This window comes from Streptomyces ficellus, from assembly GCF_030406405.1.
Taxonomy (GTDB): Bacteria; Actinomycetota; Actinomycetes; order Streptomycetales; family Streptomycetaceae; genus Streptomyces; species Streptomyces ficellus_B.
Genome location: NZ_JAUEPL010000009.1, coordinates 51,111 through 66,945, shown reverse-complemented (window position 1 = coordinate 66,945; position 15,835 = coordinate 51,111). Strand labels below are relative to the sequence as shown.

The window sequence follows — 15,835 nt, the reverse complement described above, 5'->3', positions numbered from 1 at the left end:
TGAAGACGTGCAGCTGGTAGTCGCACGGATCGGCCGCGCACATGGCATCAAGGGCGAGGTCACCGTCGAGGTGCGCACGGACGAGCCCGAGCTGCGGCTGGCGCCGGGCGCCGTCCTGGCCACGGACCCGGCGTCCGCCGGACCGCTGACCATCGAGACCGGCCGCGTACACAGCGGTCGGCTGCTGCTGCGTTTCGAGGGCGTACGGGACCGCAATGCCGCCGAGGCGCTGCGCAACACCCTGCTGATCGCCGACGTGGACCCGGACGAGCGCCCGGAAGAGCCCGACGAGTTCTACGACCACCAGCTGATGGACCTGGACGTCGTCCTCGCGGACGGCACCGAGGTCGGGCGGATCACCGAGATCTCCCACCTGCCCTCCCAGGACCTGTTCGTGGTCGAGCGGCCCGACGGCAGTGAGGTCATGATCCCCTTCGTCGAGGAAATCGTCCGCGACATCGACCTGGAGCAGCAGAGGGCCGTCATCACCCCGCCGCCGGGGCTCATCGACGACCGCGCCGAGATCGCCTCCGCCCGTGACGAGGGCAAGGACGAGTCCTGATGCGGCTCGACGTCGTCACCATCTTCCCCGAGTACCTGGAGCCGCTGAACGTCTCGCTCGTCGGCAAGGCACGCGCGCGTGGCCGGCTCGACGTCCACGTCCACGACCTCCGGAACTGGACCTACGACCGGCACAACACGGTGGACGACACCCCCTACGGCGGCGGCCCCGGCATGGTCATGAAAACCGAGCCCTGGGGCGACGCCCTGGACGACGTGCTGGCCGGCGGGTACGAGACCGGCGCGCACGGACCCGTCCTGGTGGTCCCCACCCCCAGCGGGCGGCCCTTCACCCAGGAACTCGCCGTCGAGCTGTCCCAGCGCCCCTGGCTGATCTTCACCCCGGCGCGGTACGAGGGCATCGACCGCCGTGTCATGGACGAGTACGCCACCCGGATACCCGTGTACGAGGTGTCCATCGGCGACTATGTGCTGGCGGGTGGCGAGGCCGCCGTACTGGTCATCACCGAAGCCGTGGCGCGGCTGCTGCCCGGCGTCCTCGGCAACGCCGAATCCCACCGGGACGACTCCTTCGCCCCCGGCGCGATGGCCAACCTGCTGGAAGGCCCCGTCTACACCAAGCCCCCCGAGTGGCGCGGCCGCGGCATCCCCGATGTCCTGCTCAGCGGGCACCACGGGAAGATCGCACGCTGGCGGCGGGACGAGGCGCTGCGCAGAACCGCGCTCAACCGGCCCGACCTGATCGAGCGTTGCGAGCCCTCGGCCTTCGACAAGAAGGACCGTGAAACGCTCTCCCTGCTCGGCTGGGCACCGGAGCCCGGTGGCCGATTTTGGCGCAGGCCCCAGGCCATGGAAGAATAGGCCGCTGCTGTACGTCCGGCGTGCGCCCCTGCCACAGGGGGACACGACGCCCGCCCGACGCGATCAGCACCCCTTTTCTCATCACGATATTCCGCTGATGACCTGTGGCATCAGCGAGGAAGCAGACACATATGTCGCACCTGCTCGACTCCGTCGACGCCGCGTCGCTGCGTACGGACGTCCCCGCGTTCCGCCCCGGCGACACCGTGAACGTCCACGTTCGCGTCATCGAGGGCAACCGCTCCCGTATCCAGCAGTTCAAGGGCGTCGTCATCCGCCGCCAGGGCGCCGGCGTCCGCGAGACCTTCACGGTCCGCAAGGTCTCCTTCTCCGTCGGCGTCGAGCGCACCTTCCCGGTGCACAGCCCGATCTTCGAGAAGATCGAGCTCGTGACCCGCGGTGACGTCCGTCGCGCCAAGCTGTACTACCTGCGCGAGCTGCGCGGCAAGGCTGCCAAGATCAAGGAGAAGCGCGACAACTGAGCCTCGGCTCACCCTCCGTCGCGCGGAGGTCCCTGGGGCGGCCGGATACCATCTGGCTGCGATGGACACCGAAGCACAGCACACAGAGCGCGACCGCTCCTCCGACACGGAGGAACGGTCGCGCTCCGTGCGTTCCGGGACCGGCGACCGGTTCTCCCCCCTCTGGCGGCTCTCCCCCCTGTCCCGGCTCTCCGCGTTCTCCCGGCTGTCCGCGTTCTCCCGGCCCTCTCCGTTCCCCTCCCGGTTCTCCGCGTTCTCCCGGCCCTCCGGGGGCGTGTGGCGCAGGCCGGGGCTGATCGGGCTGGCCTGTGCCGTCTTCCTGCTGCTCCTCAGCCACTTCGTGGTCCAGCCCTTCCAGATCCCCAGCGGCTCCATGGAACCCACTCTCCGTATCGGGGACCGCGTCCTGGTGAACAAGGTGGCGTACCGTTTCGGTTCCGTCCCCGCGCGCGGGGACGTGGTCGTCTTCGACGGCACCGGCTCCTTCGTCCGCGAGGCGCCGGAGCAGAACCCGGTCGCCGGGCTGCTGCACGGGGCGGCCGCGGCCCTCGGCCTCGCCGAGCCCGCCGACACCGACTTCGTCAAGCGTGTGGTGGGGGTGGGAGGCGACCGCGTGACGTGCTGCGACAAGGGGGGACAGGTCGAGGTGAACGGCGTACCCGTGGACGAGGACTACCTGTACCTCGGCGACGCGCCCTCGCAGGTGCCCTTCGACATCGTCGTGCCGCACGGCACCCTCTGGGTCATGGGTGACCACCGCAGCCACTCCCGCGACTCCCGCGACCACCTGGGCGACCCGGGCGGCGGCGTGGTGCCCGTGGAGATGGTGATCGGGCGGGCCGACTGGATCGGCTGGCCGTTCGGGCGCTGGTCCACGGTGCGGCCGACGGACGCCTTCCGCGACGTACCGCGAGCGGGGACCCCGGGCGCGGGCCATGGGTAACCGCGGCAAGCAGGGCAGCCACCGGGCCGATACGCGGCTGCCCACCGGATCACGGCCGACCGACGGCGCCCGGCCGCTGCCGGGGCGCGCGGAACGGCGCAAGCTGGCCCGCAAGGTGAAGCGCCGCCGGCGCCGTTCGGCCATCAAGGAGATTCCCCTCCTCATCACCGTGGCGCTGCTCATCGCGCTCGTACTGAAGACCTTCCTGGTGCAGGCCTTCGTGATCCCGTCCGGCTCCATGGAGCAGACGATCAGGATTGACGACCGGGTACTGGTGGACAAGCTCACGCCCTGGTTCGGTTCGAAGCCGCAGCGCGGCGACGTCGTCGTCTTCAAGGACCCCGGCGGCTGGCTGCGGCAGGAGCAGACGCCCAAGAAGGACGACCCGGTGGGCGTCAAGCAGGTCAAGCAGGTACTGACCTTCATCGGCCTGCTGCCCTCCGACGACGAACAGGACCTGATCAAACGGGTCGTCGCGGTCGGCGGGGACACGGTCATGTGCTGCGACACGGAGGGCCGGGTCACCGTCAACGGCGTACCGCTCACCGAACCGTACGTGCATCCCGGGGACGTTCCCTCCGTCATCAAGTTCGACGTGAAGGTTCCCGAGGGGCGGATCTTCGTGCTGGGCGACCACCGCTCCGACTCGGCCGATTCGCGGTTCCACCTGAACGAGCGGTTTCAGGGCACGGTGTCGGAGGAGGAGGTGGTCGGGCAGGCGGTCTTCATCGCCTGGCCGTTCGACCACTGGCGCAGGCTGGAGGAACCCGACACCTTCGCCTCCGTGCCGGACTCCCCGGCACGGACTGCGACGGCCCTCGGCGCGTCGCATAGTGTGTCCTCTCGGAATGTGAACGGATTGACCGGGCTCCCGACCCCTGCGGAACTCCCGCTCGTTATGGGAGTGGTGGGCCTGCCCCTGCTGTGGGGCAGGCGGTTGCACGGAGTGAGGAGTGGATGTGGGGGATGTGGCGGTGGGCGCGCGATCCGGACACGACGGGCCCGAGGAGAGGCCGGAGGAGTACGGCGAGGCTCCCTCTTCCGGCTCCGGTTCGGGCTCCGGGTCCGGTTCGGGCCCCGGCACCGGCCCCGGCTCCGGTTCGGGCCTCGGCCCCGGCTCCGGTTCGGGGTTCGGCACCGGCCCCGGCTCCGGTTCGGGGTCCGGCGGGGAGCCCCCGTCCGCGACCGGTCCGGCTGACGGCGACACCGCCGAGGACGACGGTCCCCGGGCGCCGAAGAAGCCGCGTTCCTTCTGGAAGGAACTGCCGCTGCTGATCGGCATCGCGCTGCTGCTCGCGCTGCTGATCAAGACCTTCCTGGTGCAGGCGTTCTCGATCCCCTCCGACTCGATGATGAACACCCTGCAGCGTGGTGACCGGGTGCTGGTCGACAAGCTGACCCCGTGGTTCGGCTCGGAGCCGGATCGCGGCGAGGTCGTCGTCTTCCACGACCCGGGCGGCTGGCTGGAGGGCGAGCCCACCCCCGAGCCGAACGTGGTGCAGAAGTTCCTGAGCTTCATCGGCCTGATGCCGTCCGCGGAGGAGAAGGACCTCATCAAGCGGGTCATCGCGGTCGGTGGCGACACGGTGAGCTGCAAGAAGGGCGGCAAGGTCATCGTCAACGGCAAGCCGCTGGACGAGACCTCGTACATCCACCCCGGCTCCACGCCGTGCGACGACGAGCCGTTCGGACCGATCAAGGTGCCCGAGGGCCGTATCTGGGTGATGGGCGACAACCGCCAGAACTCGCTGGACTCCCGCTACCACCAGGAGCTTCCGGGCAGCGGCACGGTCGCCAACGACCAGGTCGTCGGGCGCGCGGTCGTGGTGGCCTGGCCGCTGACCCGCTGGTCCACCCTGCCGGTGCCGGACACCTTCGACCAGCCGGGACTGAGCGCGGCGGCCGCTGCGACGGCGGCGGTATCGGCCACGGCTTCGGCGACGGCTTCGATGGCCGGTCCGGGGGCGCTGGGGCTCGTGGGTGCGCTGCCGGTGGTGCTGTGGCGGCGCAAGCGGTCGGCGGCCGACGCCGGTGATAGGGCCCTGTCCGGCGGCCGTACCGCCCGGTAGGGCACCGCGGGTAGGGTGCCGTCCCAGGTCGTCGATCTCCGAAAGTGGGGAGCGCTGGGATGAGCGGAAGCGTAACAACGGGTGACGGCCGCGGCCGTCTCGGCAGCGCGCTGTCGGGACTGGCCGTGGCCGTCGGCTGTGTGCTCTTCCTCGGCGGGTTCGTCTGGGGAGCCGTCCAGTACCAGCCCTATACGGTCCCCACCGACTCGATGTCCCCGACCGTGGACGCGGGGGAGCGGGTGCTGGCGCAGCGCATCGACGGCGCCGAGGTGCGGCGCGGTGACGTCGTGGTCTTCAAGGACTCGACGTGGGGAGATCTGCCGATGGTCAAGCGCGTGGTCGGCGTGGGCGGCGACAAGGTCGCCTGCTGCGACGGCGCGGGGCGGCTGACGATCAACGGCAGGGCGGTGGAAGAACCGTATCTGCGGGGTAATGGGCCGGCGTCCTCGATGGCCTTCACGGCAGCGGTGCCCGAGGGGCAGCTGTTTCTGCTCGGTGACGAGCGCATGGGCTCCCAGGACTCCCGCGTCCACCTCCAGGACCCTGGGCACGGCTCGGTGCCGCGCAGTGCGGTGAGCGCGCGGGTGGATGCCGTGGCATGGCCGCTGGGCGCGATGGTGGACCGGCCCCGGAGCTTCGCGGCGCTGCCGGGCGGTGTGTCGCGGCCCGGTCCGCTGAAGCTGGTGGTCGGCTCGGTGGCGGTCGGAGCGGTGCTGATCCTGGGCGGCGCGGCGTACGGGCCGGTCGCGAGGGCGCTGTCGCGGGCCCGGGGGGCTGGTGCCGGGGGTGGGCCGAGGCGCGCTGGGGCCGGGGGTGGGGCGCGTGCCGCTGGAGAGGGGCGTGCCGATGCCTGAGGAACTGCCCCCGGGCGGGCTGCGCAGGGTGGCCCGTGTGGTGTTGCTCGACCCCGCGGACCGGATCCTGCTGCTGCACGGGTACGAGCCGGACGATCCCTCCCACACCTGGTGGTTCACACCCGGAGGTGGTGTCGAGGGCGACGAGACGCGCGAGGAGGCGGCGCTGCGCGAGCTCGCCGAGGAGACCGGGCTCACGGATGTGGAGCTCGGGCCGGTGGTGTGGCGGCGGGTCTGCTCGTTCCCGTTCGCCGGGCGGCGCTGGGACCAGGACGAGTGGTACTACCTGGCCCGTACGGAGCGGACGACGGTCGCTCTGGGTGACCTCACCGAGCTGGAGACGCGCAGTGTCGCGGGGCTGAGGTGGTGGACCTCCGCCGAACTGTCGGCGGCCCGTGAGACGGTGTACCCGACACGACTCGCCGAGCTGCTGCGCACGCTGCTCGACGAGGGACCCCCCAGTACGCCGGTGGTCCTGGCCCCTGAAATCGTCTAGGGGCGCAGGAGACTGGAGCACAATAGGGGGACGCACGGCTGAAGGGGAACATGCCATGAGCGCCGAGGACCTCGAGAAGTACGAGACCGAGATGGAGCTGAAGCTCTACCGGGAGTACCGCGATGTCGTCGGTCTGTTCAAATACGTGATCGAGACCGAGCGTCGTTTCTACCTCACCAATGACTACGAGATGCAGGTCCACTCGGTGCAGGGTGAGGTTTTCTTTGAAGTGTCCATGGCGGACGCATGGGTCTGGGACATGTACCGGCCGGCGAGGTTCGTCAAGCAGGTTCGCGTACTGACCTTCAAGGACGTGAACATCGAGGAGCTCAACAAGTCCGACCTGGAGCTTCCCGGCAGCTGAGCCGGGGGAGCGCCGGGCCGCTGTGCCCGAGGCTTCCGGGCGCCGCCGGGCCTGGAGCTTCGGGGCGGCTGGGCCTGCGGCTTCGGGAGCGCTGGCCGCTGGGGTCTGAGGCTTCCGGGAGCGCTGGCCGCTAGGGTCCGACGTTTCCGGCCGCTCGGCCTGGAGCTTCGGGGTGGCCGGGGCTGGGCCCAGCGGGAGCTGAGCAGGCGTTTCGCAAGCATGCCGCGGCGGTGCGTTCACCGGTGTGGGCGACGTGGTTGTCCACAACCGGTCGGTTGTCCACCAAGATCCACTAGCTCGGCGCCGACGCGTCACAGTCGGTGCCGGAGGTGGTGCCTGAATGAACGCGACGGGGGCACTGGGGCGGTACGGCGAAGAGCTGGCGGTACGCCGGCTCGGCGAGGCCGGAATGGCGACGCTCGCCCGGAACTGGCGGTGCGGGCGGGCCGGTGAGATCGACATCGTCGCCCGGGACGGCGACACGGTCGTCGTCTGCGAGGTCAAGACCCGAAGAGAGGGTGGCTTCGAGCACCCCATGGCGGGGGTCACGCCTGCCAAGGCGGAGCGGCTCAGGCGGCTGGCCCAGTGCTGGCTGGAGCGGCACGGCGGGTCACCGCCGGGCGGGGTGCGCATCGACCTGGTCGGGGTGCTGGTGCCCCGGCGGGGCGCGCCGGTGGTGGAGCACGTGCGGGGGGTGGCCTGATGGGGTTCGCGCGGACGTGTTCGGTCGCGCTGGTGGGCGTCGAGGGCGTGGTCGTCGAGGTCCAGGCGGACCTGGAACCGGGGGTGGCGGCCTTCGCGCTGGTCGGGCTGCCCGACAAGAGCCTCTCGGAGAGCCGTGACCGGGTGCGGGCGGCGGTGGTGAACTCGGGTGCCGAGTGGCCGCAGAAGAAACTCACGGTGGGGCTCAGCCCGGCCTCCGTGCCCAAAGGGGGCTCGGGCTTCGATCTGGCCGTTGCGTGCGCTGTGCTGGGCGCGGCCGAGCGGATCGACCCGCGCACCATCGCCGATCTCGTACTCATCGGCGAGCTCGGCCTCGACGGCCGGGTCAGACCCGTGCGGGGCGTGCTGCCGGCGGTGCTCGCCGCGGCGGAGGCGGGCTACCAGCAGGTCGTCGTCCCGGAGCGGACGGCCGCGGAGGCCGCCCTCGTGCCGGGCGTCTCCGTCCTCGGGGTCCGCACGCTGCGGCAGCTGATCGCCGTACTGGCGGACGAGCCGGTGCCTGAGGAGGAACCGGACGAACCGGGGCGGCCCGACGCCATGCTGGCCGGGCTGCTGGTCCCGGGCGCCGGCGTCGGTACCGGACTGGCCGCCGACCCCTTGGACGGACCCGACCTGGCGGACGTGGCGGGGCAACGGGCGGCGCGCGTCGCCCTGGAGGTGGCGGCGGCGGGCGGTCATCACCTGCTGCTGTCCGGCCCGCCGGGCGCGGGCAAGACGATGCTGGCCGAGCGGTTGCCGGGCGTCCTGCCGCCGCTGACCCGGCAGGACGCGCTGGAGGTCACCGCGGTGCACTCGGTGGCGGGCATCCTCCCGCCGGGCGAGCCGCTCGTGCGCAGGCCGCCGTACTGCGCGCCGCACCACTCCGCGACGATGCAGTCGCTGGTCGGCGGCGGGAACGGCCTGCCGAGACCGGGCGCCGTCTCCTTGGCGCACCGCGGCGTGCTCTTCCTCGACGAGGCTCCGGAGTTCTCCGGCAAAGCGCTGGACGCGCTGCGGCAGCCGCTGGAGGGCGGCCATGTGGTCGTGGCGCGGAGCGCGGGCGTGGTGCGGCTGCCCGCGAGGTTCCTGATGGTGCTGGCCGCCAACCCGTGCCCGTGCGGGCGGCACACATTGCACGGGGCGGGCTGCGAGTGCCCGGCCTCGGTGATCCGCCGCTACCAGGCCCGGCTGTCGGGGCCGTTGCTCGACCGGGTCGACCTGCGCGTCGAGGTGGAGCCGGTCACCCGCGCCGACCTGCTCGGCCAGGGCGGTCGCGGGGAGTCCACCGAGACGGTCGCCGTTCGTGTACGGGAGGCCAGGGCGCGTGCCGCGGCCCGGCTCGACGGCACGCCCTGGAACGTCAACTGCGAGGTGCCCGGGCACGAGCTGCGCACCCGCTGGCAGGTCGCCCCGGGCTCCCTCGCGGCCGCCGAGCGGGACATCGAGCGCGGCCTGCTCACCGCGCGGGGGCTCGACCGGGTGCTGCGCGTCGCCTGGACACTCGCCGACCTCGCGGGCCGCGACCGCCCCGGCCCCGGCGACGTCCACCTGGCACTGGAACTGCGAACCGGCATCGCCCGCGGCGTACCCCTGACGGTCGGGGAGCCCCTGTGAGCCGGCCCCACCCGGCGACCCCGACGGTCCGTGGCCTCACACGGCGGTGCGCCCCCGCGGCTGCGCGGGCGGAAGGGGCGCGCGGAAGGGAGGCGGCCCCTTGGCGGGGCGAGCGGCGGAGGACGGTGGCGGCCCGCTTGGCGGGGCCGGTGCCGACCGGACGACGGGGGCCTTGGCGGGGCGAGTGGCAGGCGAAGTCGGGAGGCCCCCTGGAGGGGCAGGCGTGCGGATGACGGGGAGGCGGCGTGGGTGAGGGTGTGACGGGCCGGGAGCGGTTGGCGCGGGCGGCGCTGACACGGGTCATCGAACCGGGTGACGAGCATGGCGGGCGCTGGCTGCGGGAGCTGGGGGCCGTGGAGGTGCTGCGGCGGCTGACGTCCGTGCCGTGTGAGGAAGGGGCACTCACCGGGGCGAGTGAGCAGCGGATCCAGGGCTTCCGGATACGGGCCGTCAAGGCCGAGCCGGAACGGGACCTCGCGGCCGTGGAGGCGGTCGGCGGGCGGTTCGTGGTGCCGGGTGACCCCGAGTGGCCCACCCAGCTCGACGACCTCGGCGACGGCCGACCCGTTGGCCTCTGGGTGCGGGGGCGGCCCGACCTGCGCCGCTGGGCGCTGCGCTCGGTCGCCGTGGTGGGGGCGCGGGCCTGCACACCGTACGGGGCGCACATGGCGGCCACGCTCGCCTCGGGGCTCGCCGAGCGCGGCTGGGTCGTCGTCTCCGGCGCGGCGTTCGGCGTCGACGGCGCGGCGCACCGGGGCACGCTGGCCGTCGGCGGGGCCACGGTCGCGGTGCTCGCCTGCGGGGTCGACGTCGCCTATCCGCGCGGCCATGCCGAGCTCCTCGAACGCGTCGCTCAACAGGGGCTGGTGATCGGCGAGTTGCCGCCGGGCGCGCACCCCACACCGAGCCGGTTCATCCTCCGCAACCGCGTGATCGCCGCGCTGACCCGGGGCACGGTCGTCGTCGAGGCCGAGTACCGCAGCGGCTCCCTGGTGACCGCCCGTGCCGCCCAGCAGCTCGGCCGGTTCACCATGGGCGTGCCCGGCCCGGCCACCAGCGGGCTCTCCGCGGGCGTGCACGAACTGCTGCGCGGCGAGGCGGTGCTGGTCACGGACGCGGCGGAAGTCGCCGAGCTGGTCGGTGACATCGGCGACCTCGCCCCGCCACGGCGCGGCCCCGTCCTGCCCCGGGACCTGCTCGACCCGGCCAGCGCACGTGTGCTCGAAGCCCTGCCGGCGCGCGGCAGGTCAGCCACGGGTAGCGACATCGCGCGAGACGCCGGTGTCACCGTTGACGAAGCCCTCGGCAGGCTGTACGAACTCCACTCCCTCGGGTTCGTCGAACGCCACGGCGAGGACTGGCAGTTGACGACCGGCGCCATACGCCGCCCGAACGCCCGGCGAGGCGGTACTTGACCTGGAGCATTCGGGTGAAAAGGTGATGCCCGATGACTTGGCAGCTCTTCCGGCGGCATCCGAGGGGCCGACGTGTGAGCAGTCGGCCCCTTGGGCCCCATTCGAAGATGCGGCCGATGGCACGCCCGCGAGGAGTCACGATCCAGCGGCCTTCGCTCACTGCAACTCCTCAGTCACGCTACGCTCACCAGAATTACCCCCTCCGCATACCCGAACCCACCCTCCGACCCCATCCCCCGTCCCCCTCACACCCCAGCAGAACGGCTCAAGACGACGCATGCCCCAGCACACCTCCGGGTCCGACCGGGCAGCGGTGCCCCCCGCTGCCCGGGGCACCATGCGCCCGGCCGCACCTTCGTCGCTCGACGAGTTGTGGCGGTCGTACAAGGACACGGGCGACGAGCGGCTGCGGGAACAGCTGATCCTGCACTATTCGCCGCTGGTGAAGTACGTCGCGGGCCGGGTGAGCGTCGGTCTGCCGTCCAATGTGGAGCAGGCGGATTTCGTGTCGTCCGGGGTCTTCGGACTCATCGACGCGATCGAGAAGTTCGACATCGAGCGGTCGATCAAGTTCGAGACGTACGCCATCACCCGGATCCGTGGCGCGATGATCGACGAACTGCGCGCCCTCGACTGGATCCCGCGCTCGGTACGGCAGAAGGCGCGGGCCGTGGAGCGCGCGTACGCCACGCTGGAGGCCCAGCTGAGACGCACCCCCTCGGAAGGCGAGGTTGCCACGGAGATGGGCATCGCCCTGGAGGAACTGCACGCGGTTTTCAGCCAGTTGTCGCTGGCGAACGTGGTGGCCCTGGAGGAGTTGCTGCACGTCGGCGGCGACGGCGGCGACCGGCTCAGCCTCATGGACACCCTGGAGGACACCGCGGCGGACGACCCGGTCGAGGTCGCCGAGGGCCGCGAGCTGCGGCGGCTGCTCGCCCGCGCCATCAACACACTGCCCGAGCGGGAGAAGACCGTCGTCACGCTCTACTACTACGAGGGCCTGACCCTGGCCGAAATCGGCAACGTGCTGGGAGTCACCGAGAGCCGGGTCAGCCAGATCCACACCAAGTCGGTGCTCCAGCTGCGGGCCAAGCTGGCCGATGTAGGACGCTGACGTCGCACAGGCGGTCGTAAAGTGGAGCCGTGCCCAGGATTCGAGCGGCCTCCGTGGCCGAGCACCGGACCATGCAGCGCGGCGCCCTGCTGGACGCCGCGCGTTCCCTGCTGTCGGAAGGCGGCACCGAGGCGCTGACCTTCCCCGCCCTCGCGGAGCGCACCGGCCTGGCCCGGTCGTCCGTGTACGAGTACTTCCGCTCCCGCGCCGCCGTGGTCGAGGAACTGTGCGCGGTCGACTTCCCCGTGTGGGCGGCGGAGGTCGAGGCGGCGATGCAGCGGGCGGACACGCCCGAGGGCAAGGTCGAGGCGTACGTGCGGCAGCAGCTGGAACTCGTCGGCGACCGGCGCCACCGGGCGGTCGTCGCCATCTCCGCGAGCGAGCTGGACGACGGAGCGCGCGAGAAGATCCGCGCGGCACACGGCGGGCTCGTCGCCATGATCGTCGAGGCGCTGGCGGAGCTGGGTCAGGAGCAGCCGCGGCTGGCCGCGATGTTCCTCCAGGGCGTGGTCGACGCGGCGGTGCGGCGGATCGAGCTGGGCGCGGCGGAGGACCCGTCGGCCATCGCGGACACGGCGGTGTCCATGGCCCTGCACGGCGTCCGCGGCGCGTAGCTCTCGCGGGCCGGCCCTCGGGGGTGCCCTCGCCGGTGCGGGCGTTGCCGCGCGGGGCCCGGCGTACGGCTGCACGCTCATGGTCCCGGTGCGCCCACCTGCCCCGCCCTGCGGAACGACTGCCCGCACCGGGTGGGGCGTGCTGCGCGCTGATGGTCACGGTGCGCCCACCGCACCGGGTGGGGCATGCCGCACGGCTTGGCCGTCCGGGAGCGGCAGGAGGCGGGACGGGGGGCGGTCCAGGAGGCGCGGGGGGAGCAGCGACAGCGGGTTGAGGTAGGTGTCGCCCCGGCGCAGGCCCCAGTGCAGACACGTCGGCACGTCGCAGTGCGACCCGGCGCCCGTCACTTCCGCCACCACCTGTCCCGCCGTGACCTCGGTGCCCGCAGGGACCAGGGCGCGGACCGGTTCGTAGGTGGTGCGCAGCGGCGGGCTGCCCGTGGCCGGGTGGGTGATCGACAGGACACCCCGGCCCGCCACGGGGCCCGCGAACGACACCCGGCCGGCCGCCGCCGCGCGGACCGGGGTGCCCGGCGGGGCGGCCAGGTCCACGCCCCGGTGGCCGGGACCGTACACCGAGACCGGGGGCTCCCAGCCCCGGACGATCGCCGGGCGCGGCGGGCCCACCGGCCAGGCGGCGGCGGTGAGAAGAGTCAGCGTCATCAGCGCGAGAACGGGAAAGTGCATGCGCGGAATGTGACGCAGGCGGGCCCAACCGCGCTGATCATGAGCCGGATCTGTGGACTACCGGACGGTTGTGGACAGCGCCGTCACCCACCGCTGCCAAGGTCCCGTACACTTCTTCTGGCGATCCGGGTCACCGGGTCGACTTCGCACGCCCCGCCACCACCCTCAAAGGTCGTGGCAGCGCTTTTCGGTCCCCTGTGGCACAGCGCGTCGGGGCGTCAGGACATAACCGAGAACCAAGGAGATACGGCCATGGCCGTCGTCACGATGCGGGAGCTGCTGGAGAGCGGCGTCCACTTCGGTCACCAGACCCGTCGCTGGAACCCGAAGATGAAGCGCTTCATCTTCACCGAGCGCAACGGCATCTACATCATCGACCTGCTCCAGTCGCTGTCGTACATCGACCGCGCCTACGAGTTCGTCAAGGAGACCGTCGCGCACGGCGGCTCCATCATGTTCGTCGGCACGAAGAAGCAGGCGCAGGAGGCCATCGCCGAGCAGGCGACCCGCGTCGGCATGCCGTACGTCAACCAGCGCTGGCTGGGCGGCATGCTCACCAACTTCTCGACCGTCTACAAGCGCCTGCAGCGCCTCAAGGAGCTCGAGCAGATCGACTTCGAGGACGTCGCGGCCTCGGGTCTCACCAAGAAGGAGCTCCTGGTCCTCTCGCGCGAGAAGGCCAAGCTGGAGAAGACCCTCGGTGGTATCCGCGAGATGCAGAAGGTGCCCAGCGCCGTCTGGATCGTCGACACCAAGAAGGAGCACATCGCCGTCGGTGAGGCGCGCAAGCTCCACATCCCGGTCGTCGCGATCCTCGACACCAACTGCGACCCCGACGAGGTCGACTACAAGATCCCGGGCAACGACGACGCGATCCGCTCCGTCACCCTGCTCACCCGCGTGATCGCCGACGCCGTCGCCGAGGGCCTCATCGCCCGCTCCGGCGCCGCCACCGGCGACCAGAAGCCGGGCGACAAGGCCGCCGGTGAGCCGCTCGCCGAGTGGGAGCGCGACCTGCTCGAGGGCGAGAAGAAGGCCGACGAGGCGGAGAAGCCGGCCGAGGCCGCCGCCGACGCTCCGGCCGCCGAGGCCGCTGAGGCCCCCGCCGCCGAGGCCCCCGCCGAGGAGGCCCCGGCCGCCGAGGCTCCGGCCGCGGACGCCGAGCAGGCCTGACCTTTCACGGTTCGGATGACGGCGGGGGCGCGCGTTGCCCCCGCCGTCCACCCGTAGATCTTCGTAGATCTTCCAGACTTCGAGAGAGATTCACAGATCATGGCGAACTACACCGCCGCTGACGTCAAGAAGCTCCGCGAGCTCACCGGCGCCGGCATGATGGACTGCAAGAAGGCGCTGGACGAGTCCGACGGCAACGTCGACAAGGCCGTCGAGGCCCTGCGCATCAAGGGCCAGAAGGGCGTCGCCAAGCGCGAGGGCCGCTCCGCCGAGAACGGCGCCGTCGTCTCCCTGATCGCCGACGACCACACCTCCGGTGTCCTCGTCGAGCTGAAGTGCGAGACGGACTTCGTCGCCAAGGGCGAGAAGTTCCAGAGCGTCGCCAAGGCCCTGGCCGAGCACGTCGCCAAGACCTCCCCGGCCGACATCGACGCGCTGCTCTCCTCCGAGATCGAGCCCGGCAAGACCGTGCAGGCGTTCGTCGACGAGGCCAACGCCAACCTCGGTGAGAAGATCGTCCTGGACCGCTTCGCGCAGTTCTCCGGCGGTTACGTCACGGCGTACATGCACCGCACCATGCCCGACCTCCCCCCGCAGATCGGTGTCCTCGTCGAGCTCGACAAGGAGAACGCCGAGGTCGCCAAGGGTGTCGCGCAGCACATCGCCGCCTTCGCCCCGAAGTACCTCTCCCGCGAGGACGTCCCGGCCGAGGTCGTCGAGGCCGAGCGCCGCGTCGCCGAGGAGACCACGCGCGCGGAGGGCAAGCCCGAGGCCGCCCTCCCGAAGATCGTCGAGGGTCGCGTCAACGGCTTCTTCAAGGAGGCCACCCTCCTCGGCCAGCCGTACGCGCTCGACAACAAGAAGTCCGTCCAGCAGATCCTGGACGAGGCCGGTGTCACCCTGAAGCGCTTCGCGCGCATCAAGGTCGGCATCTGAGCCGGTACGCGATCGACGCGGGAGCCCGATAGGGTTTTCCCAGCGGACGTCGAGCGCGCACGCGCCGGACAGCCGCAGATCTGACGAGGAGGCCATTGCCGCAGGGACACCAGCACCCACCGGCAATGGCCTTCTTCGTATGTGCACGAGGAGATCTCCATGAACAAGGGCGCCGCACAGGGCGACGACAACACCGGTAAAGACCATCACACCGGTAAAAAGGCCGGCCGCTTCATGCTGAAGCTGTCCGGCGAGGCGTTCGCCGGCGGTGGTGGCCTCGGCGTCGACCCCGACGTCGTACACGCCATCGCACGCGAGATCGCCGCGGTCGTCCGCGACGGCGCGGAGATCGCGGTCGTGATCGGCGGCGGAAACTTCTTCCGGGGCGCCGAGCTTCAGGTACGCGGCATGGACCGGGCGCGCTCCGACTACATGGGCATGCTCGGTACGGTCATGAACTGCCTCGCCCTCCAGGACTTCCTGGAGAAGGAAGGCATCGACTCACGCGTCCAGACCGCCATCACCATGGGCCAGGTCGCGGAGCCGTACATCCCGCTGCGCGCCGTGCGCCACCTGGAGAAGGGCCGCGTCGTCATCTTCGGCGCGGGCATGGGCATGCCCTACTTCTCCACCGACACCACCGCCGCCCAGCGTGCCCTGGAGATCGACGCGGAAGCGCTCCTCATGGGCAAGAACGGCGTGGACGGTGTCTACGACTCCGACCCCAAGGCCAACCCGGACGCGGTGAAGTTCGACGCGCTGGAGTACGGGGAGGTGCTCGCCCGCGACCTCAAGGTCGCCGACGCCACCGCCATCACCCTCTGCCGCGACAACAACCTGCCGATCCTCGTCTTCGAGCTGCTCGCGGAGGGCAATATCGCGCGAGCGGTACGGGGTGAGAAGATCGGCACTCTCGTGAGCGCCCAGGGCACCCGCGCCTGAGCCGGGTGCCCCCGCGAGGGGATGGACAAAGTCCTGCCGGTCGGACA

17 protein-coding genes and 1 pseudogene are annotated in these 15,835 nt (G+C 71.5%); 17 read left to right on the top strand and 1 reads right to left on the bottom strand.

Annotated features, from left to right (window positions below):
• Window positions 1-7: 7 nt before the first annotated feature.
• The 14 genes and pseudogenes from rimM (at window position 8) to QWM81_RS09215 (ending at window position 12,050) form a co-directional block, all read left to right on the top strand.
• Window positions 8-562, top strand: coding sequence for a ribosome maturation factor RimM (rimM, locus tag QWM81_RS09280; protein WP_290111276.1), 555 nt, complete (start codon window positions 8-10; stop codon window positions 560-562).
• Window positions 562-1,383 (top strand): tRNA (guanosine(37)-N1)-methyltransferase TrmD, encoded by an 822-nt coding sequence (gene trmD / locus QWM81_RS09275; RefSeq protein ID WP_290111274.1) that lies wholly within the window; start codon window positions 562-564, stop codon window positions 1,381-1,383. The genes rimM and trmD overlap by 1 nt, the downstream gene beginning before the upstream one ends.
• A gap of 131 nt (window positions 1,384-1,514) precedes the next feature.
• Window positions 1,515-1,865, top strand: a complete 351-nt coding sequence (rplS, locus tag QWM81_RS09270; RefSeq protein ID WP_290111273.1) for a 50S ribosomal protein L19 — start codon at window positions 1,515-1,517, stop codon at window positions 1,863-1,865.
• 61 nt (window positions 1,866-1,926) lie between these two features.
• Window positions 1,927-2,808: a signal peptidase I gene (gene lepB, locus QWM81_RS09265; protein WP_290111272.1), complete on the top strand. Its 882-nt coding sequence runs from the start codon at window positions 1,927-1,929 to the stop codon at window positions 2,806-2,808.
• Window positions 2,801-3,835, top strand: a pseudogene (lepB, locus tag QWM81_RS09260) (signal peptidase I); the annotation flags it as partial. The gene lepB (QWM81_RS09265) and the pseudogene lepB (QWM81_RS09260), both read left to right, overlap by 8 nt.
• Complete coding sequence (lepB, locus tag QWM81_RS09255) at window positions 3,777-4,877, top strand: signal peptidase I (RefSeq protein ID WP_435372346.1); 1,101 nt, start codon at window positions 3,777-3,779, stop codon at window positions 4,875-4,877. The pseudogene lepB (QWM81_RS09260) and the gene lepB (QWM81_RS09255), both read left to right, overlap by 59 nt.
• Before the next feature lie 59 nt (window positions 4,878-4,936).
• Window positions 4,937-5,731 (top strand): signal peptidase I, encoded by a 795-nt coding sequence (lepB, locus tag QWM81_RS09250; RefSeq protein ID WP_290111270.1) that lies wholly within the window; start codon window positions 4,937-4,939, stop codon window positions 5,729-5,731.
• A complete protein-coding gene (locus tag QWM81_RS09245; protein WP_290111268.1) occupies window positions 5,724-6,227 on the top strand; it encodes an NUDIX hydrolase in 504 nt (167 codons plus the stop codon). The genes lepB (QWM81_RS09250) and QWM81_RS09245 overlap by 8 nt, the downstream gene beginning before the upstream one ends.
• A gap of 55 nt (window positions 6,228-6,282) precedes the next feature.
• A complete protein-coding gene (locus tag QWM81_RS09240) occupies window positions 6,283-6,591 on the top strand; it encodes a DUF2469 domain-containing protein (protein ID WP_005311352.1) in 309 nt (102 codons plus the stop codon).
• A gap of 340 nt (window positions 6,592-6,931) precedes the next feature.
• On the top strand, window positions 6,932-7,294 hold the full coding sequence (locus QWM81_RS09235; protein ID WP_290111267.1) for a YraN family protein: 363 nt from the start codon (window positions 6,932-6,934) through the stop codon (window positions 7,292-7,294).
• Entirely contained in the window at window positions 7,294-8,907 is a 1,614-nt protein-coding gene (locus QWM81_RS09230) for a YifB family Mg chelatase-like AAA ATPase (RefSeq protein ID WP_290111266.1), read from the top strand. Before QWM81_RS09235 ends, QWM81_RS09230 begins: the two co-directional genes overlap by 1 nt.
• A gap of 245 nt (window positions 8,908-9,152) precedes the next feature.
• On the top strand, window positions 9,153-10,322 hold the full coding sequence (dprA, locus tag QWM81_RS09225; protein WP_290111264.1) for a DNA-processing protein DprA: 1,170 nt from the start codon (window positions 9,153-9,155) through the stop codon (window positions 10,320-10,322).
• A 277-nt stretch (window positions 10,323-10,599) separates the two neighbouring features.
• Window positions 10,600-11,436, top strand: a complete 837-nt coding sequence (gene whiG, locus QWM81_RS09220; RefSeq protein ID WP_290111263.1) for an RNA polymerase sigma factor WhiG — start codon at window positions 10,600-10,602, stop codon at window positions 11,434-11,436.
• A gap of 53 nt (window positions 11,437-11,489) precedes the next feature.
• Window positions 11,490-12,050 carry a TetR/AcrR family transcriptional regulator gene (locus QWM81_RS09215; RefSeq protein ID WP_290111341.1) on the top strand — a complete coding sequence of 187 codons (561 nt, stop codon included), beginning with the start codon at window positions 11,490-11,492 and terminating at the stop codon, window positions 12,048-12,050.
• A gap of 156 nt (window positions 12,051-12,206) precedes the next feature.
• On the opposite strand, the gene QWM81_RS09210 is transcribed toward QWM81_RS09215, so the two are convergent.
• The gene (locus QWM81_RS09210; protein ID WP_290111262.1) at window positions 12,207-12,737 is read right to left on the bottom strand and encodes a murein hydrolase activator EnvC family protein; all 531 of its coding nucleotides are present in this window, start codon (window positions 12,735-12,737) and stop codon (window positions 12,207-12,209) included.
• A gap of 252 nt (window positions 12,738-12,989) precedes the next feature.
• Between QWM81_RS09210 and rpsB the strand changes: the two genes are divergently transcribed.
• The 3 genes from rpsB to pyrH all read left to right on the top strand — a co-directional run bounded on the left by rpsB (window position 12,990) and on the right by pyrH (window position 15,788).
• A complete protein-coding gene (gene rpsB / locus QWM81_RS09205) occupies window positions 12,990-13,910 on the top strand; it encodes a 30S ribosomal protein S2 (protein ID WP_290111261.1) in 921 nt (306 codons plus the stop codon).
• A gap of 99 nt (window positions 13,911-14,009) precedes the next feature.
• Window positions 14,010-14,846 carry a translation elongation factor Ts gene (tsf, locus tag QWM81_RS09200; RefSeq protein WP_290111260.1) on the top strand — a complete coding sequence of 279 codons (837 nt, stop codon included), beginning with the start codon at window positions 14,010-14,012 and terminating at the stop codon, window positions 14,844-14,846.
• Between the two features lie 159 nt (window positions 14,847-15,005).
• Complete coding sequence (pyrH, locus tag QWM81_RS09195; RefSeq protein ID WP_290111259.1) at window positions 15,006-15,788, top strand: UMP kinase; 783 nt, start codon at window positions 15,006-15,008, stop codon at window positions 15,786-15,788.
• The last annotated feature ends 47 nt before the right edge of the window (window positions 15,789-15,835 follow it).

What these genes read in the sequence shown, in the direction of transcription:
- trmD (WP_290111274.1), top strand. Translation starts at nt 562, where the DNA reads ATGCGGCTCGACGTCGTCACCATCTTCCCCGAGTACCTGGAGCCGCTG.
- rplS (WP_290111273.1), top strand. Translation starts at nt 1,515, where the DNA reads ATGTCGCACCTGCTCGACTCCGTCGACGCCGCGTCGCTGCGTACGGAC.
- lepB (WP_290111272.1), top strand. Translation starts at nt 1,927, where the DNA reads ATGGACACCGAAGCACAGCACACAGAGCGCGACCGCTCCTCCGACACG.
- lepB (WP_290111270.1), top strand. Translation starts at nt 4,937, where the DNA reads ATGAGCGGAAGCGTAACAACGGGTGACGGCCGCGGCCGTCTCGGCAGC.
- QWM81_RS09245 (WP_290111268.1), top strand. Translation starts at nt 5,724, where the DNA reads ATGCCTGAGGAACTGCCCCCGGGCGGGCTGCGCAGGGTGGCCCGTGTG.
- QWM81_RS09240 (WP_005311352.1), top strand. Translation starts at nt 6,283, where the DNA reads ATGAGCGCCGAGGACCTCGAGAAGTACGAGACCGAGATGGAGCTGAAG.
- QWM81_RS09235 (WP_290111267.1), top strand. Translation starts at nt 6,932, where the DNA reads ATGAACGCGACGGGGGCACTGGGGCGGTACGGCGAAGAGCTGGCGGTA.
- QWM81_RS09230 (WP_290111266.1), top strand. Translation starts at nt 7,294, where the DNA reads ATGGGGTTCGCGCGGACGTGTTCGGTCGCGCTGGTGGGCGTCGAGGGC.
- whiG (WP_290111263.1), top strand. Translation starts at nt 10,600, where the DNA reads ATGCCCCAGCACACCTCCGGGTCCGACCGGGCAGCGGTGCCCCCCGCT.
- QWM81_RS09210 (WP_290111262.1), bottom strand. Translation starts at nt 12,737, where the DNA reads ATGCACTTTCCCGTTCTCGCGCTGATGACGCTGACTCTTCTCACCGCC.
- rpsB (WP_290111261.1), top strand. Translation starts at nt 12,990, where the DNA reads ATGGCCGTCGTCACGATGCGGGAGCTGCTGGAGAGCGGCGTCCACTTC.
- tsf (WP_290111260.1), top strand. Translation starts at nt 14,010, where the DNA reads ATGGCGAACTACACCGCCGCTGACGTCAAGAAGCTCCGCGAGCTCACC.
- pyrH (WP_290111259.1), top strand. Translation starts at nt 15,006, where the DNA reads ATGAACAAGGGCGCCGCACAGGGCGACGACAACACCGGTAAAGACCAT.